Annotated in this window: 14 protein-coding genes and 2 pseudogenes; 10 read left to right on the top strand and 6 right to left on the bottom strand. The window is 43.0% G+C overall.

The window, feature by feature from the left end; all coding sequences use genetic code 11:
- Positions 1-22: 22 nt before the first annotated feature.
- A complete protein-coding gene (locus HP552_RS27500) occupies positions 23-1063 on the bottom strand; it encodes a zinc-binding alcohol dehydrogenase family protein (RefSeq protein ID WP_175398563.1) in 1041 nt (346 codons plus the stop codon).
- Positions 1064-1251: 188 nt separating this feature from the next.
- Here HP552_RS27500 and HP552_RS27495 point away from each other — a divergent pair, with 188 nt between their 5' ends.
- Both HP552_RS27495 and HP552_RS35170 read left to right on the top strand, forming a co-directional pair.
- The gene (locus HP552_RS27495; protein WP_175398562.1) at positions 1252-1677 is read left to right on the top strand and encodes a winged helix-turn-helix transcriptional regulator; all 426 of its coding nucleotides are present in this window, start codon (positions 1252-1254) and stop codon (positions 1675-1677) included.
- 303 nt (positions 1678-1980) lie between these two features.
- Positions 1981-2138, top strand: a pseudogene (locus HP552_RS35170) (LLM class flavin-dependent oxidoreductase); the annotation flags it as partial.
- Between the two features lie 375 nt (positions 2139-2513).
- Here HP552_RS35170 and HP552_RS27490 read toward each other — a convergent pair.
- Positions 2514-3362 carry an SDR family NAD(P)-dependent oxidoreductase gene (locus tag HP552_RS27490; protein ID WP_175398561.1) on the bottom strand — a complete coding sequence of 283 codons (849 nt, stop codon included), beginning with the start codon at positions 3360-3362 and terminating at the stop codon, positions 2514-2516.
- A 1758-nt stretch (positions 3363-5120) separates the two neighbouring features.
- Between HP552_RS27490 and HP552_RS27485 the strand changes: the two genes are divergently transcribed.
- The 3 genes from HP552_RS27485 to HP552_RS27475 all read left to right on the top strand — a co-directional run bounded on the left by HP552_RS27485 (position 5121) and on the right by HP552_RS27475 (position 7213).
- Entirely contained in the window at positions 5121-5369 is a 249-nt protein-coding gene (locus HP552_RS27485; protein ID WP_175398560.1) for a hypothetical protein, read from the top strand.
- A gap of 440 nt (positions 5370-5809) precedes the next feature.
- Entirely contained in the window at positions 5810-6187 is a 378-nt protein-coding gene (locus HP552_RS27480) for a MerR family transcriptional regulator (protein WP_175398559.1), read from the top strand.
- A gap of 282 nt (positions 6188-6469) precedes the next feature.
- Complete coding sequence (locus HP552_RS27475) at positions 6470-7213, top strand: SDR family oxidoreductase (protein WP_175398558.1); 744 nt, start codon at positions 6470-6472, stop codon at positions 7211-7213.
- 861 nt (positions 7214-8074) lie between these two features.
- On the opposite strand, the gene HP552_RS35165 is transcribed toward HP552_RS27475, so the two are convergent.
- The gene (locus HP552_RS35165; RefSeq protein WP_312884377.1) at positions 8075-8233 is read right to left on the bottom strand and encodes an IS110 family transposase; all 159 of its coding nucleotides are present in this window, start codon (positions 8231-8233) and stop codon (positions 8075-8077) included.
- Positions 8234-8444: 211 nt separating this feature from the next.
- On the opposite strand from HP552_RS35165, the gene HP552_RS27465 reads away from it, so the two are divergent.
- From HP552_RS27465 to HP552_RS27445, 5 genes are all read left to right on the top strand, one after another.
- The gene (locus HP552_RS27465) at positions 8445-9038 is read left to right on the top strand and encodes a TetR/AcrR family transcriptional regulator (RefSeq protein ID WP_175398557.1); all 594 of its coding nucleotides are present in this window, start codon (positions 8445-8447) and stop codon (positions 9036-9038) included.
- A gap of 80 nt (positions 9039-9118) precedes the next feature.
- Positions 9119-10141, top strand: coding sequence for an MBL fold metallo-hydrolase (locus HP552_RS27460; RefSeq protein WP_175398556.1), 1023 nt, complete (start codon positions 9119-9121; stop codon positions 10139-10141).
- 108 nt (positions 10142-10249) lie between these two features.
- Positions 10250-11299, top strand: a complete 1050-nt coding sequence (locus HP552_RS27455) for an aldo/keto reductase (RefSeq protein WP_175398555.1) — start codon at positions 10250-10252, stop codon at positions 11297-11299.
- A gap of 956 nt (positions 11300-12255) precedes the next feature.
- The gene (locus HP552_RS27450) at positions 12256-13359 is read left to right on the top strand and encodes a colicin E5-related ribonuclease (protein ID WP_175398554.1); all 1104 of its coding nucleotides are present in this window, start codon (positions 12256-12258) and stop codon (positions 13357-13359) included.
- Positions 13360-13397: 38 nt separating this feature from the next.
- The gene (locus HP552_RS27445) at positions 13398-13823 is read left to right on the top strand and encodes an SMI1/KNR4 family protein (protein ID WP_175398553.1); all 426 of its coding nucleotides are present in this window, start codon (positions 13398-13400) and stop codon (positions 13821-13823) included.
- Between the two features lie 794 nt (positions 13824-14617).
- On the opposite strand, the pseudogene HP552_RS27440 reads toward HP552_RS27445, so the two are convergent.
- The 3 genes and pseudogenes from HP552_RS27440 to HP552_RS27430 all read right to left on the bottom strand — a co-directional run.
- Positions 14618-14972, bottom strand: a pseudogene (locus tag HP552_RS27440) (extracellular solute-binding protein); the annotation flags it as partial.
- A gap of 135 nt (positions 14973-15107) precedes the next feature.
- Positions 15108-15506, bottom strand: a complete 399-nt coding sequence (locus HP552_RS27435; protein WP_175398552.1) for an RDD family protein — start codon at positions 15504-15506, stop codon at positions 15108-15110.
- Between the two features lie 346 nt (positions 15507-15852).
- Positions 15853-18363, bottom strand: coding sequence for a WG repeat-containing protein (locus HP552_RS27430; RefSeq protein WP_175398551.1), 2511 nt, complete (start codon positions 18361-18363; stop codon positions 15853-15855).
- Positions 18364-18405 lie beyond the last annotated feature (42 nt).

Raw genomic sequence — 18405 nt, 5'->3', positions numbered from 1 at the left:
AAGTCATCTTCAAAGCTTTCGATTAGTTATCGAAACCTTCCACGACCAATTTTCCAATCATGCTGCCGCTTTCGACCCGGCGGTGCGCTTCGCGCATATTCGCCGCATTGAATGGAGACAAGCGTTCGGTCAGCGTGGTCACTACTTTGCCGTCTTCAACCAGCTTGGCCACCGTGTTCAACAGTTCATGCTGAGCAGCCATATCTTTCGTCTCGAACATAGGGCGGGTGAACATGAATTCCCAGGCGAATGTGCCGCTTTTGTCTTGGAGCTTAGTCAAATCGACCGGTCCTTTGGTTTCAACGATTGAGCAGACGTTGCCTTGCGGTGCTAGTGCCTTCACGATGTTGTCCCAGTGCTTGTCGGTGCTGTTCAGGCAGAAGATGTATTCGGGTGCTTCCAGTCCAAGCTTCTCGATTTGCGAAGCAAAGTCATCATAGTGGGTGATGATATGGTGAGCGCCGTGCTTCAGCGCCCAGTCGGCCGAATCTTTGCGCGAAGCGGTGCCGATGACGGTGAGACCCGCCAGATTGGCGAGCTGGGTGGCGATCGATCCGACTCCGCCGGCCGCGCCGATGATCAGGATACTTTTGCCGGCATTGTCTTCCGGATTCTTGGATACGCCAAGGCGATCGTAAATCGCCTCCCAGGCGGTGATCGTCGTCAGCGGCAGCGCGGCGGCTTCGGCCCAGTCGAGGTTTTTCGGCTTGTGGCCAACGATCCGTTCGTCAACGAGTTGGAATTGCACATTGCTTCCGGGACGTGTGATGCTACCGGCATAGTAGACCTCATCGCCCGGCTGGAACAATGTCACACCTTCACCGACAGCTTCAACGATTCCCGAAGCATCCCAGCCGATCACGCGATACTGTTCTTCCTTGCGATCTTTCGGCGAGCGGACTTTCACGTCAACAGGGTTGATAGAGACGGCTTGGACACGGATGAGAATGTCCCTTCCTTGCGGCGAGGGTCTGTCCAGTTCCACGTCAATCAGACTATCTTCACGGTCGATTGGTAAATATTCTTTCAAGGCTACGGCTTTCATGGATGCTATATTTGTCATTTTGTATTCCTCCTATTTAAGTTATACTCTGATTATAGAATGGTAGAATCTGCTTTGTTAAGTACGCACATTCATGTGGCATAAGAACATAAATGTTATATAGTCACTTTTATGTACCTACAGCATAAAAATAATACTGTTTGCATCAAGGAGTTTGAACTTGGATTATTCAAAGAGGAGGAGAAAGCATGAGAGACAGAAAAAGCACATACGGAAAATGTCCGGGGGAAGAGAGCTGCCCGGTCGAGTTTACGCTGGATATCATCGGAGGAAAGTGGAAAGGCATGCTGCTGTATCATATGATCGAGGGACCGAAACGGTCCAGTGAATTCCGCCGCCTCTTCCCGACTATTACCCAGCGCATGCTGACTTTGCAGTTGCGCCAGTTGGAAGAGGATGGCATCGTGCATCGCGAGGTCTTTCAGCAGGTCCCGCCTAAGGTCGAATACTCGCTGACTGCATTCGGCCGTACGCTGGAACCAATTATCGATAGCATGAAGACCTGGGGAGAAACTTATGGCAATGACTCAACCAGTGGATGGACGGGAAGCGGAGAAGTCGAAAGCGATCTATATAATGAACGACGGACCGCTTCAAATCACAGATATTCATAAGTAAGAAAGGGGCTGTCCCAAAAGTCATATAAATGACCGGGACAGCCCCTGTTTCCAAAATTGTAAAACAAAAAGAAACCGCTCCTTGGTAAAATGGAAGTACCACCAACATTTTTCCAAGGAACGGTTTTCTTGTACATTCAAATATACCATGGATCAACTTTTCTTGCCAATGGATACACATAAATAGAACCATCGCTCCTCACAAACACCATATAACATAGATTAATCTATAGGATAAATCTAGAACTGAGGGATGAGACAATGACAAAGATACTTAAGAATTTGGATGAATGAGGAGAAATTTGGCTCACGAGTGTCGTTACCGTTCTTTCCTCGGATATCCGGTTCGCGTATACCAATCTTTTTCCACGTTGGATAGCATTAGCAACGGAAGGGCAGAGATTATGGTATGTGGAGGATCCTTTATTAATTCGTTCCCACTGTTTGGCTATAGCTTGACTTTATTTGCTTCTTACGAATCACCGATTGAATCGATAGTTCTCGCATGATTCGATTTGCTCAGATACTAAGATGTGTGAGCTCATAGTGGATTCTCCTTGGCGAATATGGTGTAGGAACCATACTTTGCACAAATCCTGCCTCGGGCTCTTTTATTCCTAGCAGGTGTTACACCCATCTCATAGTACCATCCATCGTGAGACAAATGGTTAGGTGTAATATCATTAAATCTAAAGGAAAAAGATAGCTTCATAAAGAAAGTGCGGCAGCCTGGCGATAGGCTGCCGCGGTCCGAATCGGGGTCTACATGTTGCGAATACAGAGCATAATCAAAAGGTCTAGCCGTTTAGTGTGCCTTCGTAACCTAGGAACGCTCAATAAGAAAATTCGTGTTCGTAAATCTCATGAATTCTTTCCAAAACGTTCCGGGATTGATCAATAAATTTTAATTTCGCAGTCTTACCTTTCAGCAAAAACACGCCGGTTTCATTGCGGTGTTCACCGAGGGCCGCCTCATACAACTGGTTCGCGCCGTGGGTAGGTGGAGAGAAAAACAGCTTCATTAGCCATTTAACCACTATGGGTAATCCGGAATTTTTTCCTTTTCTTATCGTATTATTGCTACCCGGGTCAACGCTGCGGATCTTGATGCCTTCTTTAGCAAGCTGCGATGAGATAGCCTGTGTCCACAGCGAAAGCGCCAGCTTTGAAGTGGCATATGGACCAAGTAGTTTGCGGAAGGTTTTGGGGCGTTCCAGGATTTCGATATTAAACTCTTTCACATAGTTTAGTGCAGCAGATGAGGTATTGACTACCGTTTTCAAGCTAGAGTTTTTTAAGAGTTCTTTCAATTCCATCAAAATGATATACGGAACGATCGTCATCAGTTCATAATGTTTCTCACGCCCTTGTTTCGAATAGCTCAGTTCGTTAAAGCTTCCGCCGGCATTGTTGAACAAGGTGTCAATCCGCTGCTCCTTTCCTTTGATCTCTTCCAAAGTACGTCTCAAGCTGGCATAATCGGCAAGATCCGCTATTTTATAAATGCGAATCCATCCACTATTGATGGCTTTTTGGATTCTCATATCATCCGCAGGAAAGTCGGATCGGTTCAAAGCAACCACCTGCCAGCCCTCTAACAGTAACTTCCGTGTTAATTCCAACCCGATCCCATTGCTTGCGCCAGTAATCAGTGCGATATTTTCTCGTTTGTTCGTGTTCATTGTATGTCTCCTCCTAATCGCGGGATATATTCCCCAGATGGCTCCCATTCTATAACTTGGAGTCGGCTCCAAGTCAAGGAGCGAAAATAAAGTTTTGTCACAAGGATTAAAGACTTGACTCCAAGCCAGTTCCAAGATTTATTTTGTACAAAATAATCTCCGGCCGGAACGGGAGGAAGACAGAAAAAAACTTTTACGATAAAGCAAATCGCTGCTATAAATAGAACTTCCGAGGATACGATTCGTTGTAAATACCCTGATCCTATGGTGGCCAAGTCAACCAAGCCCATCGCCCATGATTGGCTCATTCTGCATTTATGGCCATATAATTTGTTCTAGGAACTTACTATATTACGCTCTAACGGAGAACAATAGCTAAATAAGTACAGTGCAGCAGCAGGTGAGCAATGAACGTAACTCCAAAAACTAATGACAAAGCTAACTATGTTTTAATTCAATCAGACTGCGTTCAAATTGTAGTAGGTAAGATGGAAAGAAATAAAAATTGTTTAAACTAACCGGAAACGATAGTGTAATAGAACTAAAAAAGATCAGCTGATCAGATTGATCGGCTGCTTTTGTTCAACTAACGGGCAGGTTAAAGTGGTGACTAGGGAAAACATAATTAGACAAGATTTATTGGGATTGATCTTCAGGGGATGCGAATGATGCTGACAATTTGGTGCAGGAAATGCACGGAAAGTCTTTTTTATTTACGATAATATTTAACTCGAAGGGAGGGAGAACGATGGATTGGTTAGAGAGGATGAACAGCGCAATAGATCACATCGAAACAAATTTGGCTGACAATATCTCATATGATGAAATAGCGCAGATTGCCTGTTGTTCTACGTATCATTTTCAACGAAAGGTTTATATTAGCAACATCATGCGTAAGTACATGAGAAAGTATGAACTCTTAGGACAGGAGCGATTTATATAAAGGTCACTGGTACAAATTGAGGATTACTAATTCCTTGATCAATCTGCCGTTAGGCTTTCCCGCTCCTGTATCAATAAGGGATACTAAAAGAGCGCTGTCAAAATGCTGGAGTGAGGAAGGGGCGGACGTGTCTACAGTCCATTAAATCATTTGAAGATAAAGAGAGTGTGACGCAAGTAAGGGGATGAGTAGCTGTCTGCCTTCATCTGATAATTATTGAGCTAGCTTGAGGGTGACTTTACTCATGTTATAATGAGTTTCTTATTAAATATATATAATTTACTTTAAAGAGGTTATTGCTATTAATACAGTAGGATTAGATGAATCTATCCCGGTTTACATAAACACACCATTTACTTCTTATATTCCTTTTATAGAATGGTTACTAGTCATTATTATTACACTCGCTGCTTGTATAATTCTTGTAAGAATAGGTACAAGATTAATAAAGCTACTCGATTTAATGATTATTGAAAAGACTAATAAACCTAAATTTACTTCGGAAAAGAACAATAAAAAATAATGAAACTTAACAAAACCAAATCATATTTCCGATGAAGAATGCAGGATAGTATCGTATCAAGAACTCAAATACATATACTGATTCTTTTGATTAATAATTTGGATGATACTATGTAATAAGGGACTATGATGCTTAATTATTATTTCGTTTTGTGTTTAGGTTTAGTGTGCTTTTTTTGGTTACGGGATGGATGTTGTCAGTTTACAAGAGTGAGTGTAAAAGGGGATATTCCCGCACAAGAGTTCATCTTACTGTTAGACCATTTTTAACGTAATTTTGATGATTTAAACTGATGGATGCTTTCTGGAATCAGACTAAAAGTGAAACAAGAAGCTTTATCTTAGCCTTGCAAGAAAAAGAATGCGATAGTGACCAGTCACTCTCTGCGTTTTGGGTAGATACCTTCAAAAACTCTGCCTATGTACATTGGATCGATCTAGTTGAAGCGAAATATCCAGATGTCAAAAAAATCTCTACAAATGAATTTAAGCGAATACGCCAGTCATTTGCAGAATTGTTGGAAGAGAAGCGTGAAGTTTAATTCTGCCTTCAGTAATTAATTTCGTTATGTTCTGTAAGTCTTCTCGGTTAGGGAATTTGGTATTGAATTTAGCTTTAACTCCATAATTTTCAGCCTATTTTTGGGATTGATCCTGAGTTAAAGAGAAGAAGATTCCACCTTTTTTCAGAACAGCACACCTCTATTAGAATCAAATTGCAATTAACTCTGCTCATATAGGAGTTTTAAAAAGGATTTTAAGAGAGCTTTGGAGGTAGATAATGTAGTAGACACAATACCCTCTTTCTGCGAATTTTGAATAGAATACATCTAAGTCCATATAGTAAACTCTAAGTTAAAAGCTTGTTCAATCCGCCATTAAACTAGGAAATCCCCTTAATAGTTGGTTGTTAATTCCAGAAATATGGAAATGAATGAAGGATAAAGGTTAGAGTTTACTTTGATGACTGGAGGAGAATGCGATGTCCACGATTAAAGAAATTTCGGAGAAAACCGGAATTACCCCATATACTCTTCGATTTTACGAACGGGAAGGGATCCTGCCATATGTCAAGCGCGATTCGAGTGGCAATCGAGTGTATGACGAAGAGAGTATGGATTGGTTGAATTTTATTTTGGCGCTGCGAGCGACGGGCATGCCACTTGCCGAGATCAGGAAATATGTGGGTCTATACCAAGAAGGCGAGAACACCCTAGAATTACGTAAACAAATGATGCTTATCCACAAGGAAAAAGTGGAGAAGGACCTCTCGGAAACAATTAAATCTTTGGAGCAAATCAATTACAAACTGGCACTTTATGACATGCAGGAAAAAGGATTGGCCAAGATGCTGCCCTAGATGTTGGTTTGCAACATTTCACTCTAAGATGGAGCGCGTTTCCCGGATGGAGATGCGTCTTTTTTGGTGCTTATATTAGAGTAAACTCTAATATATTTTCCGTTGTTATTTCCCTATTATTTCCACTTATTGTCTGTATCATCAAAAATTCCACGAATTTGTGGGGATTTCGCCTATGCAAATTATTTAATTTTTGAGACTTGACTTATATTAAACTCTAATTGATAACCTGGAATCAAGCCGACGATGAGTGGCTAATACAAGGACAAAGGGGAAGTACACATGAATACAAAAGTAGCAATCATCACAGGTGCAAGCAGCGGAATGGGAGCGGCCACGGCGAAACTTCTCGCTCAACACAATATTAAAGTCATGCTTGCCGCTCGCCGGGAAGACCGATTGCAGCAGCTGCAAGAAGAAATTCGTAACGCTGGAGGTGAAGCCAGCTACATGGTGACTGACGTCACTTCGCGTGTTGATCTGGAAGCATTGGCGGATAAAACGATTAAAGTCTATGGACAAATCGACATTTTGATTAATAATGCTGGGGTCATGCCTCTTTCGTTCTTCAAAAATTTAAAAGTCGACGAATGGGATAGAATGATCGATGTGAACATTAAGGGTGTCCTCTATGGGATAGCGGCAGTGTACAAACATATGGAAGAACGTAACGAGGGGCATATCATTAATTTTTCGTCCATTGCGGGACATATCATCTTCCCTTCAAGCTCTATTTATAGTGCGACCAAGCATGCTGTACGGATTTTAACAGAAGGTATGCGAACCGAATTGGGATCCACACAAAATATTCGGACAACACTCATCTCCCCTGGTGCGGTGGAGACCGAGCTGTACGATACCATTACCGATAACTCCATTTATCCGGCATTGGAGAAATTGGGCAGCCAGGAATGGAGTCAACTTGACCCAAGCGACATTGCCAGAACGATACTATTTGCAATCCAGCAGCCGACTAACGTAACCATTAACGAACTGATTGTCCGCCCCACGTCTCAAAGCTTATAACATTGTCTCCGCCAAAAACGGCAAGTAGTTCAAGCTCGCCCGGGAAGGACTGTACTAAAAACCTGGTTAGTTTTTTGAAGACTGATCCCCCTTTTATGAGACTGGGATCAAAACACCTTGAAAGTTTAAAGCAGCCAGTCGTCGATAATCAATCGGTGACTGGTTGTTTAGTTTTGTTTGAATGGAAATTGAGATTGAAGCTGCTCCTACTGCATAATCCGTTGTACACGTTCAGGGTTGATGTATGCGGTTTCTGTAAAACCAGTTAAGCCTCAGCTAGATTCAAACCGGTGTGACGTAATAGCGCATTACCATGTGAATAACCGCTTAGATCTCCAGCCTCACCGAGTATACCCGCTAGATTTGTTACGTGGATGCCTTGTATTTCAAGCAGGGTTTTTGCGTAAGGAATAGGTTCGAGAATAGTATGGAGCCCATGCTCAATCTGCTCAAGTTGTCGGAGTGCTTGAGTCGTGCCCACACTGGATTTTGCAAGTGAAATAAGCAGCTTAGCGCGCTTCACTCCAGCATGGGCGCTTCACATATTGCTTCCAACCAGCAAGAACTTGATGCGTAGTTAATTGACCGATCTCACTCGGTAACGGGAAGAGTCCGAGTGTGGCGATTGCACTGATTCAGGTAAGGATCTTAGACCTGCCTCAGGAAAGACAACGTCTACCCAGCGATGAATCCGGTTGACGGCACTGTTGAGGCGCTTGGTAACTGTTTCTCGGTTAGCCATTAGAATACGTAGTTCTTCATAAGTCTCGGAATGAAAACGAACAGAGAGTAGAACCCATTTTTAATCAAGTCCGCAATAACAAGCGCATCTTTGTGATCGCTTTTAGAGGGAGTATTATCTCAGTTTTCCTTGTTCTTTTTGACAAGATCAGGATTAACTAGAACAGCTGCTAAACCTTGATCGGAGAGCCAGCGTGCTAGGTTGAACCAGTAGTGACCGGTGGGTTCCATGCCAACCAAGATTTTGTTCAGTTGGTGGGTTTTAAGTAAGTCCTCAATCCAACGTTTGAAAAGCTCAAAGCCTTCACGATGATTCCCAAATTGGAGCGGATTCCCTAGAGCATCATTCCAAATATTCGTATTACAGGAATTCTAACGGGCAGCATAGCGTGGTAGCAGTCCCCGAATATAAAAATTATTAATTAAGCCAATTCTCTCCTATCTCACTATATATTTTTTGACCTTATCGCTGCTATTTGACTTTAATTGAATGATCGTTTATTATTCGACCATGAGATATAAGGATAAAAACAAAAATGAAGCTATTGTTCAAGCAACCATACAGCTTTTGAACGAGATCGGCTTCTCTGAAATTTCCATGTCTAAAATTGCCAAACGGGCTAAGGTTTCACCAGGAACGATCTATGTTTACTTCGAAAACAAGGAGGACATGCTGAGGAAGCTGTTTATGAATGTCGAGCAGAAGATTAGTTCGAGTATGTTCCAGGGTGTCCATCATCCAACGCCGGTCAAGGAAAGATTTGAACTGATTATGAACAACTATATTGAATTCATTCTTAACCATAAAGATGAATTCCTCTTTTATGAACAATTTTGCAATTCACCGCTGGTCGAGAATTTGTATCTTGAAGATTCCAGTATGATGTTCCAGCCTTTTTATAAATTGATTGAGGAAGGCAAAGATCAGAATATGCTTAAAGATTACGATACCATGCTGATGCTAGTTTTGATTTATGCTCCTGTTACCGAGCTTGCCAAACAATATTACAGAAGAGAGTTTGAATTTAGTGATAAAAATGTGAAGGACTTGATTCAATCGAGTTGGGACGCTGTCAAAGCATAGGAGTCCTTCTTTTTTTAATTGTAAAATGAATGAACATTCAATTTTATTGATTTTAATAAACCATTCGAGAGTGGGTACCTATGTCCAGTAAGAGAAGAACGGAATATCTAACATCCAAAAACTTCGTAAACGGGAGGTTTAAATATCCTGTTGAAACGCGTGTCGATTATAGCGTAAAGGCTTTACTCCCAATCTTGCGGCAATATATCAAAGGCAATCACAGGGCACGGCCGAAAGAAATACTTCCGATTCAGCGAATCGTGACACCTTTATCAAAGGAAGATGTTAACAAAGCGGCAGTTACATGGCTCGGGCACTCTACTTCGTTAATTCAGCTGGAGGGGCGGCTATTACTGATAGATCCGATATTTGAGCCCTATTCCTCTCCTTACAGGTTTGGCGGCAGACGTTATAGCGAACAACTGCCCATTGAAATCGAAGATCTTCCGCAGATTGATGCGGTGCTCATCTCACATGATCACTATGATCATTTGGATTACCGGTCGATCCGGAGATTAAAAGATAAAGTGAGAACGTTTTATGTTCCGCTTGGGGTCAGCAGTCATTTGGAAAGATGGGGTGTGGCACCTGAGAAGATTGAGGAGCTTGATTGGTGGAAGGAAGCCGGGTTTGAAGGTCTGAAGTTTCGCTGTACCCCGGCAAAGCATGCCTCGGGACGAGGTGTTTTCAAGCAAAATTCCACATTGTGGTGTTCGTGGATTATCGAAGGAAAACATACAAAGATATTTTACAGCGGGGATAGCGGCTACGGTCCTCATTTTAAAGAGATTGGTGATCATTATGGCCCTTTTGATCTGACGTTAATCGAGGCGGGACAATACGACGACAGTGGGTGGTGGCCGCTGCATATGCTGCCCGAGGAGACGGTTCAAGCCCACATTGAACTTCAAGGCAACATATTGCTCCCGGTTCATTGGGGCGCATTTACACTCGCGCTCCATGACTGGGATGAACCGATCAAGCGTGTTCTCAAGGCTGCGGCTGAAAGAAACGTCGTCATCGCGGTACCTCGCATAGGTGAAAGTGTTGAGATTGGTTCTTCTGAAATACCATCGGTTCCATGGTGGAGAGATATTACTTGAAGGGGGTGATTCATGTAAAAAGCGGCATATCCAACGATGATCATTTACTTATAAAAAATGAAAGATTTCCAGTTCGAAAAAATGAATAACTATTATTAGGAGGCATGTATGAAATACTATTTCTTAGGAAAAAGCGGATTACGCGTCTCGGAGCTTGCTCTTGGCACCATGACTTTCGGTACGGATTGGGGATGGGGCGCAGGCGCGGATGAAGCCCGGAACATGCTGGACATCTACCTCGACCGGGGCGGAAATTTCGTTGATACGGCCAGTGGATATACGAACGGAAGCTCGGAAAACATGTTGGGTGAAATTCTGGGCGAGCGTCGTAAGCGCATCGTGCTTGCCACGAAATATACGATGAATACGCATCAAGGCGACCCGAATGCAGGTGGAAATCACAGAAAAAGCATGATTCGCTCGGTTGAAACAAGTTTGTCGCGAATGAAAACAGATTATATCGACCTGCTGTATTTGCACTCCTGGGACAACACGACGCCGGTTGAGGAAGTGATGCGGGCTATGGATGATCTTGTACGAGCGGGCAAGGTGCTTTATGTAGGAATATCGGATACGCCGGCCTGGCAGATTTCGCGGATGCAGACGATCGCCGACCTGAGAGGGTGGTCGCCTCTGGTTGCGCTGCAAAATGAACACAGTCTGATCGAGCGAACGTCGGAAAGAGAGCTCACTCCGATGGCTCAGGAGCTGGGGCTTGGGGTTGTTGCCTGGTCGCCTCTGGCCAACGGTCTGCTGACCGGAAAATATTCAAGAGAGGATTTGCAACAGCAAAGCAAGGAATCCGAAGGCTGGAGCTCGCGGGTAACCATGATGGCTAACCATGGTATGCTGAATGAGCGGGTATTTAATATTGTGGATGAAGTCAAAAAAGTAGCAGATGAAGTGAACGCCCCGGCAACGCATGTCGCGTTGGCATGGCTAAGAGCACAATCGTCGGTTACATCCATTTTGCTGGGGGCAAGCAAAGCCGGACAGCTTGAAAGCAATTTGGATATGCTTGATTTGCAGCTTACGGAGGAACAACTGCAAAGGCTCGACACGGTAAGCGCGATTGAGCTGGGGTTTCCACATAAGTACTTAAATGACCCTGCAAACCTGTGGGGAGTCTTTGGGGGCGTAGCCGTCGAGCGCCGCTAAGATATGTACAAACACCTTCAAGTGATGGTTACCTTGTCGTTAGATATGGTAATTAACTTGGAGGTGTTTTTTTAGTAGGGAACTTTATGTCAATGTACAGACAGATTTAATTTTTTTATGTACAGACGTACAGATTGCTTTTATATATATAAAAGGATAATCGGATAGATAACAGGAAACATAATTCAATAAACAAAATGAGGTAGCCTACATAGTGATCGGTTGCCTTTATTAAGCTAACGGGCAGGATAGTTTAAGATCATTCACGCTGTGAGGACAAGAACATTGTACCAGTGCCGAAAAGGACAGGAACATTGTGTCATTTCGGATTAGGTAGTTATCTAACTAGTATCATGAAGGGAACTCCTGTGGTAAAGAGGTTATTCAGTTTACAACAAAATTCTTGACGCTGCCATGGATGAATGTAAATAGTACATATAGAGGTAATTAAATTTGAAGAGTTCCTAAGTACACACGATAGGGACGTCCGTCAAAATTAAGTAATCGCAAGATGTTTAATGCTATTCTTTATTTTGCCTAAATGTCGAGGAACAAGAACATGGTCCCATTGAAGCCGCTATTTTAGCGGCTTTTTTAATTTATCGGTACAAGTTCTTGTCCCGAGCCAAGGACAAGAACTTGTACCGATTGCCGGAATGGACAAGAACATAGTCCGATTACCGATTAGATGAATATCTAATCATTGATAACATGCACTTAAAGCTTTATTAAGTACCATATTACATTAGCGAAGTTTAATCTCACCAAGCTAGAGCCAAAAAGAGTCCCTTTTTTATGGTCCTCGTTTAATTCATTGGAGTTAATTACAATTTGTTATAATCTCCGTTTGGAAATTCTAGTAAAAAGGTTACACATAAATAGAACTATCGCTCCTTAAAAACAGCATCTAACAAAGAGTAAACTATAGGATAGATTTAGAATTGAGGGTTGAGACAATGACAAAGATACAGATTCCTGTGGATCAAATGACACATACGGTGGAACTGTTTAAGTTAGGACACGGGCACTTGCAGCAAATTCTGGATAAATTAATCAGCCATCTTACTCCGTTGATTGGAGGATTTGAAGGGGAGACAGCTGAGCGTTTTGCCCATCTATACCGCTATGCGGAGAAAAACTTGAATAACACTCTGGAGCTGCTCCACATGGTATCCCTACGCTTGGAACAAATACGAGATCGCTTTGTGGATACCGATTCAACTATGGTTAATATATCTTCGTTACTAGAGTATCAGGCTAACCCAGGTACACCCCGTACCAACGATCTCGTATGTGGCCCCAATGATCCACCTCCTAAACGAAGTATCGAGGAACATGTGAATGCCTTCTTTAATCAGGCTGGGGAGAATGTAGCTACAATTGGGGATTCTATCCTCCAACTAGGCAAAGATTTTATTGAACATCCTCTGGATACCACGGGGGAGCTTTTGTATGATAATACCATTGGTACGATCACTGACATAGGGAACGGAATTGCCTTCACATGGAACTATGGTTGGGACAATGGAGATACCCGCGAACAGGCAGAGAAGACAATAGCGGCTGAGTTCGATAAAATGAAGCAAGAGGGCGGGGCAGAGTATGCTGCAAATATTACAACTTCTATGCTCCTTGGCGTTTTCGGTAGAAAAGTTGGAATAAAGTCCATCGATGGTAGGCAGCATCATTCACCTCATACCGATTCGGGTGGAAGTAATGGAAATGGAATGAATTCTCAGCTAGATAGTTATTCTGGAGAGCCCTTTCACTATAGCCAAGAACCTACAAAAAGAGGTGGCAAAAGTATTGCAGATCAAATTACTGAACGTGGTTGGAATGATCAACGACTGAGTGAAGCTATAAATGAACCGGCAGGGACTGTAGACTGGATTGATCAAAGAAAAGGACAGAATAATGCACCGGTTACAGTATATTATCACAAAGATAGTGGTTATGTTGTTAGAAGAAATGATACGGGAGAAATTATTCAGGTTAGTCAAGTGGATGACCCCGATTGGAGCACATACTGGTCAGATGATGACATCAAGTGGGTTAAATAGATTCAATGAATTTAAATCATAAGTAGGGAGTAGAGCATATGGTCGATAATAATACCTGGAGCACGGAGTATTCTTCTGTTGATATGCGTGCAGTAAGGCTAGTAGAAGAAAAATGGGGTATACAGTTTCCTTCAGAATACATTAAGTTTATTCAAAAATATCACGGTGCAGAGCCTGTACAACGGACGTTGAATATCAATGGAAAGAAAGTTATGTTTTCTTCCTTCTTAACCTTCATCGCATTTGATGATCTTGATATATTAGATGTATATAATGAGCAAAAGAACAGTCTTCCTCTTAATCATTTTCCTTTTGCTATAGATGAGGAGGGTAACCTCTTTTGCTTTTATTTCAGCAACTTGCCTCATCCCAGTATTATTTATGTAGAAACTATACCTTCTGCCGATCCTCAGGATATTTATATCGCCTCAGACTTTACAGAGTTCATGCAACAATTTAATTAACTGAGCTAACTTTGGATTATGGCAAAGCGGATCAATCTTTATGTAGATGACCCCAGAGACTGTCCAGAAGGTTTCATGGTGGATCCTAGCTATGATGAAGCCATACATATTAGGTTAACATTCTCACCCTAGAGCACGACTTAGGTGAAGATGTAAATGGAAATAAGTTGCGTAACCCGGTTCGACGTAAAAATATGTATGAAAATAAATAACTATAGGTTCTTGGCATTAGAGGCCGCTATTTTAGATGTTTAAGGAATACTTAGCAAAGAACCGGCAGGAGATATACATATGTACAAAATACGAGTTTTGTGAAACAGTACTAAAGTTTTTGACGACTCATCATAAATATGTCTTTCCTATATCAACTACAATTCAAATCATACCGTCTCTCGATCTTTTAACATGGATAAATGTGGCTTTTGTGATTTATAACCCCCGAGAAATTTTCAATTTCATATGGATAAATATGTGATCCATATATAAATCACAACAACATCTCTAATATCGTATTATCTCCACAATTCAGCTATCCAATCTAATCTATCCAAATATAATATGCACCCATTATAATACCGAATATTCTTTTGATTCTTTCCTACGTCATTTTTAATGAATTTGGCATGAACCGGTTCAAATTCAAATGTTTTATAGGCAGCCTGTTATTGACTGGCCACGTTACTTATGACATATTGGTAATTGATACCATCTTTTGTTACTTCCAAATCAAAATAATTGGATCGCGTATGCTCATTAAATGAATGCTTACCTGAGCCACGTGCCGATCCCTGCCCGGCTCCCTTCTTATCCTTAAATGCCTGAAGCACCGTCCATTCGTCGATCGTAGTCGGTACATCGAGTCGAAGCTCATCCAGCCAGTCTTTTCGGATAATCGGCTCTTGATAGGTTCGCAGCTTATCATCTCCCTGAATAAAGGGAAACGCGTAATAACTTCCACTCGCTGTGCGAATCTGCATATCAATGTCCGGATGCACGTTCAGGTACTACTTCAGATGAGGTGCGTATTGATCAATAACATCGTTTAAATCGCAAAATATATCCGGCTTTGATCTCTTTCTCCGGCCCACCGGGATAATTGCTCCACTCGTATTCAATCATATCCGGCAGTTCTCCGGACGTAAGGAGCACAACGCGGGTTTGTGATTATACTGCTGAAATCACAAAAAAACAGACCATAAATACCGCCATGGTCTGTGACAAGGGATATGATTGGATCCGATGATAAAGAATATATTGCGCCTGATCTCGCTCGAATTTTCATGTTTAGTCCCAGACGACTTCGGTACCTGCGATAAAATCATGTATTGCACGTTTGTCTTCACGTATCGCCACCATGAACACACTTACGATGAAACCAATGCCCAATGTGATTCCATATACAAGTCCTGCAACAATTACTCGCATAAGCATGGTTCCAATTCCAGGAGGCTCATGTGTATCGTATTTTCGAATTCGAATTCCGCAGATGCGTTTTCCAATGGTTCTACCGTACCAGAATGCTGGCAATAAAATGGAATACAATGCACTTAATATTTTGGCGATCGGTTCATCACTATCAAAGTTTCCTGTAATGAGTCCTGCAATAATCATTAAAGGCAATGCAATGATAATACCATCCAAAATACTGGCACCGAGCCTTATCCAAAAACCTGCTTTGTACAAAATGTTTCCTCCAAACTTTCTTTACTAATTTCGATGATTTTTTCAGCTCACCTTATACCTTTGCAAAACCCTCTGTTCTACTATGGCGTAAATCACTCCCGCAAGAGCAAATAGCCCATGGATATCGTTCTGTTCAGATGATATGTCGCAACGATGTGGTCTCTAAACATCTGATCAAATACCCACGACCCTAGTAAACCGCAACCGACACTATATAGAAGCACCCTGGCAAAGATCTAGGGACATATTTACGCAGAAGCCGTGAAATCGGACACAAACAATCTAAATCCCCTCCCATATCTAAACACCATTCGTAGGCATTAGGTTACGGAGGTAATGGATTGGGTTACGATTGCTCGTGAAACGCTCTCCAAAACGAGCCCTCGGTATTAATGATATCTCTGATCTGAGTAAAAGGAATCGTAAACGTTGGAAATCCCGCCGCATAAGGAGCAATATCATAAGGATTGAAATATAGATGCAGCGCGTCTGCCGTGACAAAAAAGGGCTGATTCGGACTAATCCCTTCATAGGTATCCGGAAATACATAGGAATACTGCGGATCATTTTTGATCTGATCCCCCACAATCTGGCTCAACACTTTCACATAGTCACTATTGGGTTTAAATAAGTCCTTCAGTTCATACATCTGTCCAGTAGTGAGGTTAATAATGGCATAGATCATCGTTGGCATGCCATGTGCAGCTCCGAAAGGATAGTTATATCCCGTGAGCTGCAGCTGCAGCAGCTGTTGCTGGTAGAACGTAAGTTCAAAATCACCGGTATAGCTATAGTCCAGCTTCTGGTCGGCAGGTATCGGTTTGACCTGAGACAAGGTCCTCAATTTCAGATTAAGTGCTAGTTGTGCGGCTTGATCGGCTAATCCTTCCACCTGCGGGTAGTAGACGAGGTAATCGGGATTCGGTTTATACTTCTCTTCACGTACACGGTAAGGCGGATGAAGCGGAACGATCGTATTTTGCCGCCAAATGATCTGCCCGGCACGATTGACATAGGATAAGCGCTGATCTACATTCGCCTTGATTAAATCCGGTGCCACAACTTCGAGTGTACCTGACCCTTCCACACGAGGAAAACCTGGTGCAGGTCGCCCGCTTAGATCCAAAAGAACCGTCTGTCTTCCATCTGATGCAGAAGCTAAGCCTCCTCGATAATTGCTGACATCACGATATAGGAATTCCGTAAGTCTCCTGCCGGTGACATCTGCAATGGCATACAGAGAGCCTACGTAAGGCTGTTCCGGGTCGATCGCTTGCCCCAGCGCAAATCGCTGCTCTCCCAGATCTCGAATGTCATTGTAGTCGGGTTGTATGACAAATGCTCCCTGCGAATTGATTACACCATAGAGCGACTTGTAACCCTCCGCTGTGTTCACAATGGCGTGACCGCCGCTAAAAGGAAAGGCTGAAGTAAATTTCGGTTCAATGTGGACCTGACCACGTTCCTCCAGGTACCCGTATTTTCCCGAGGTTTCCCTCTGAAATGCCAGTAAACCATCTCCGAGAGGACCCACATACACGTAAGGATATGTCGCCAGTCTCTGCCCATTACGATCAATGAGTGCAAATTCATTGTCTTTGATCTGAACAACGGCTTTTCCGTTACTGAAATCGTAGGCTGATACGAATTGTGCCCGGATCACCTCATTGCCAGCAGCGTCCAGGTAGCCGTAACGACTGACATCCCCGCCTGTCTGACCTCCGGAAGTATCATAGAAAAGCGCACGCCCCTCCTTCAGATCCGCAATAAACGGATACGCCCGTTTGGTTAGCACATGACCTTGTTCATTGATCATTTTGAATCCTTGAGAATCTATGACGATTGCCCGTTCTTCTGCGAACGCATTAATGGATTCGTATACAGGCTGAACCACATACTGCCCATTCAGATTAATAACGCCTGCATTTCCGTCCTTAACAACGACTGCCAGACCATTTGGCTGAAAATCACGTGCATCATCAAGCACAGGTTCTAGTCGGATACGACCTTCTGCGTCCATATACCCCCACTTGGTTCCACTAACGGTTCTTACCGATATGGGGAATAACCACGTCGTTTCACGGACATGACTGCCTCCCATGCCCTGTTTAATTCGTTTCTCCAGTTCAAACAGCACTTCACGCGATGGATACGGTTCATGGAAGCTTAGCGCTTTCTGAACCGACATCAGTGCAGCAGGCAATAAACCGGCTCGGTACTGGGCATCGGCAAGGTAGTACCAGTAAAAGGTGTAATCCTGATATTGTTGGGTTAGTTGTTCATAGTAATGGACGACCTTGGGAAAGTAATACATGTACACATCCGTGGCGGGTACCCATTTCCCATTTTGCCACCGGATGATGTCTACCCGGTAAGCCTCCCCTGTATCATGTGTCCAGAGGGCAATCTCTACTTTTCCATCTCTTCCGTGCTGACCTGGCATATCAATAATCTCGGCATGACTGAAATAGAGATCTTCTGGTGCCACATCAGTTAACCCTGACTCCGTCCATTCATATACAGCAAGTTTGGACCAGATTGAACCGAGCTGCCAGCCAACGATAAGATTGTTTCTTGCAATAGATGTCACAGGTGCAGCTGTGAGCAAGGTTACATTGTATCCCATGCCTTTGGTGACGGACATCTTCGTCCACTGACCTTGCACAAATTTCAAAATGAACAATGTCAATTCTCCATCCAGTTTATATACCGCAGCAATCTCCGGCATCCCGTCTCCGGTCAGATCTGCTGCATAAATAGCTGGATGTTCGACAGGTTTAAGTATAGTGACAACAGCAGCGCCAGCTGGAAGTTGTTGTTTTACAATTCGAGTTAACAGCGGCTCGCTCATGGACATGTCTGTTTCCTCCCTTATGACCGCATTCGCCTAATGGTATGC

This window comes from Paenibacillus xylanilyticus (assembly GCF_013359935.1).
Taxonomy (GTDB): Bacteria; Bacillota; Bacilli; order Paenibacillales; family Paenibacillaceae; genus Paenibacillus; species Paenibacillus xylanilyticus.
Note: the sequence above shows the minus strand (reverse complement) of the source record. Positions and strands in the feature narration are given on the sequence as shown.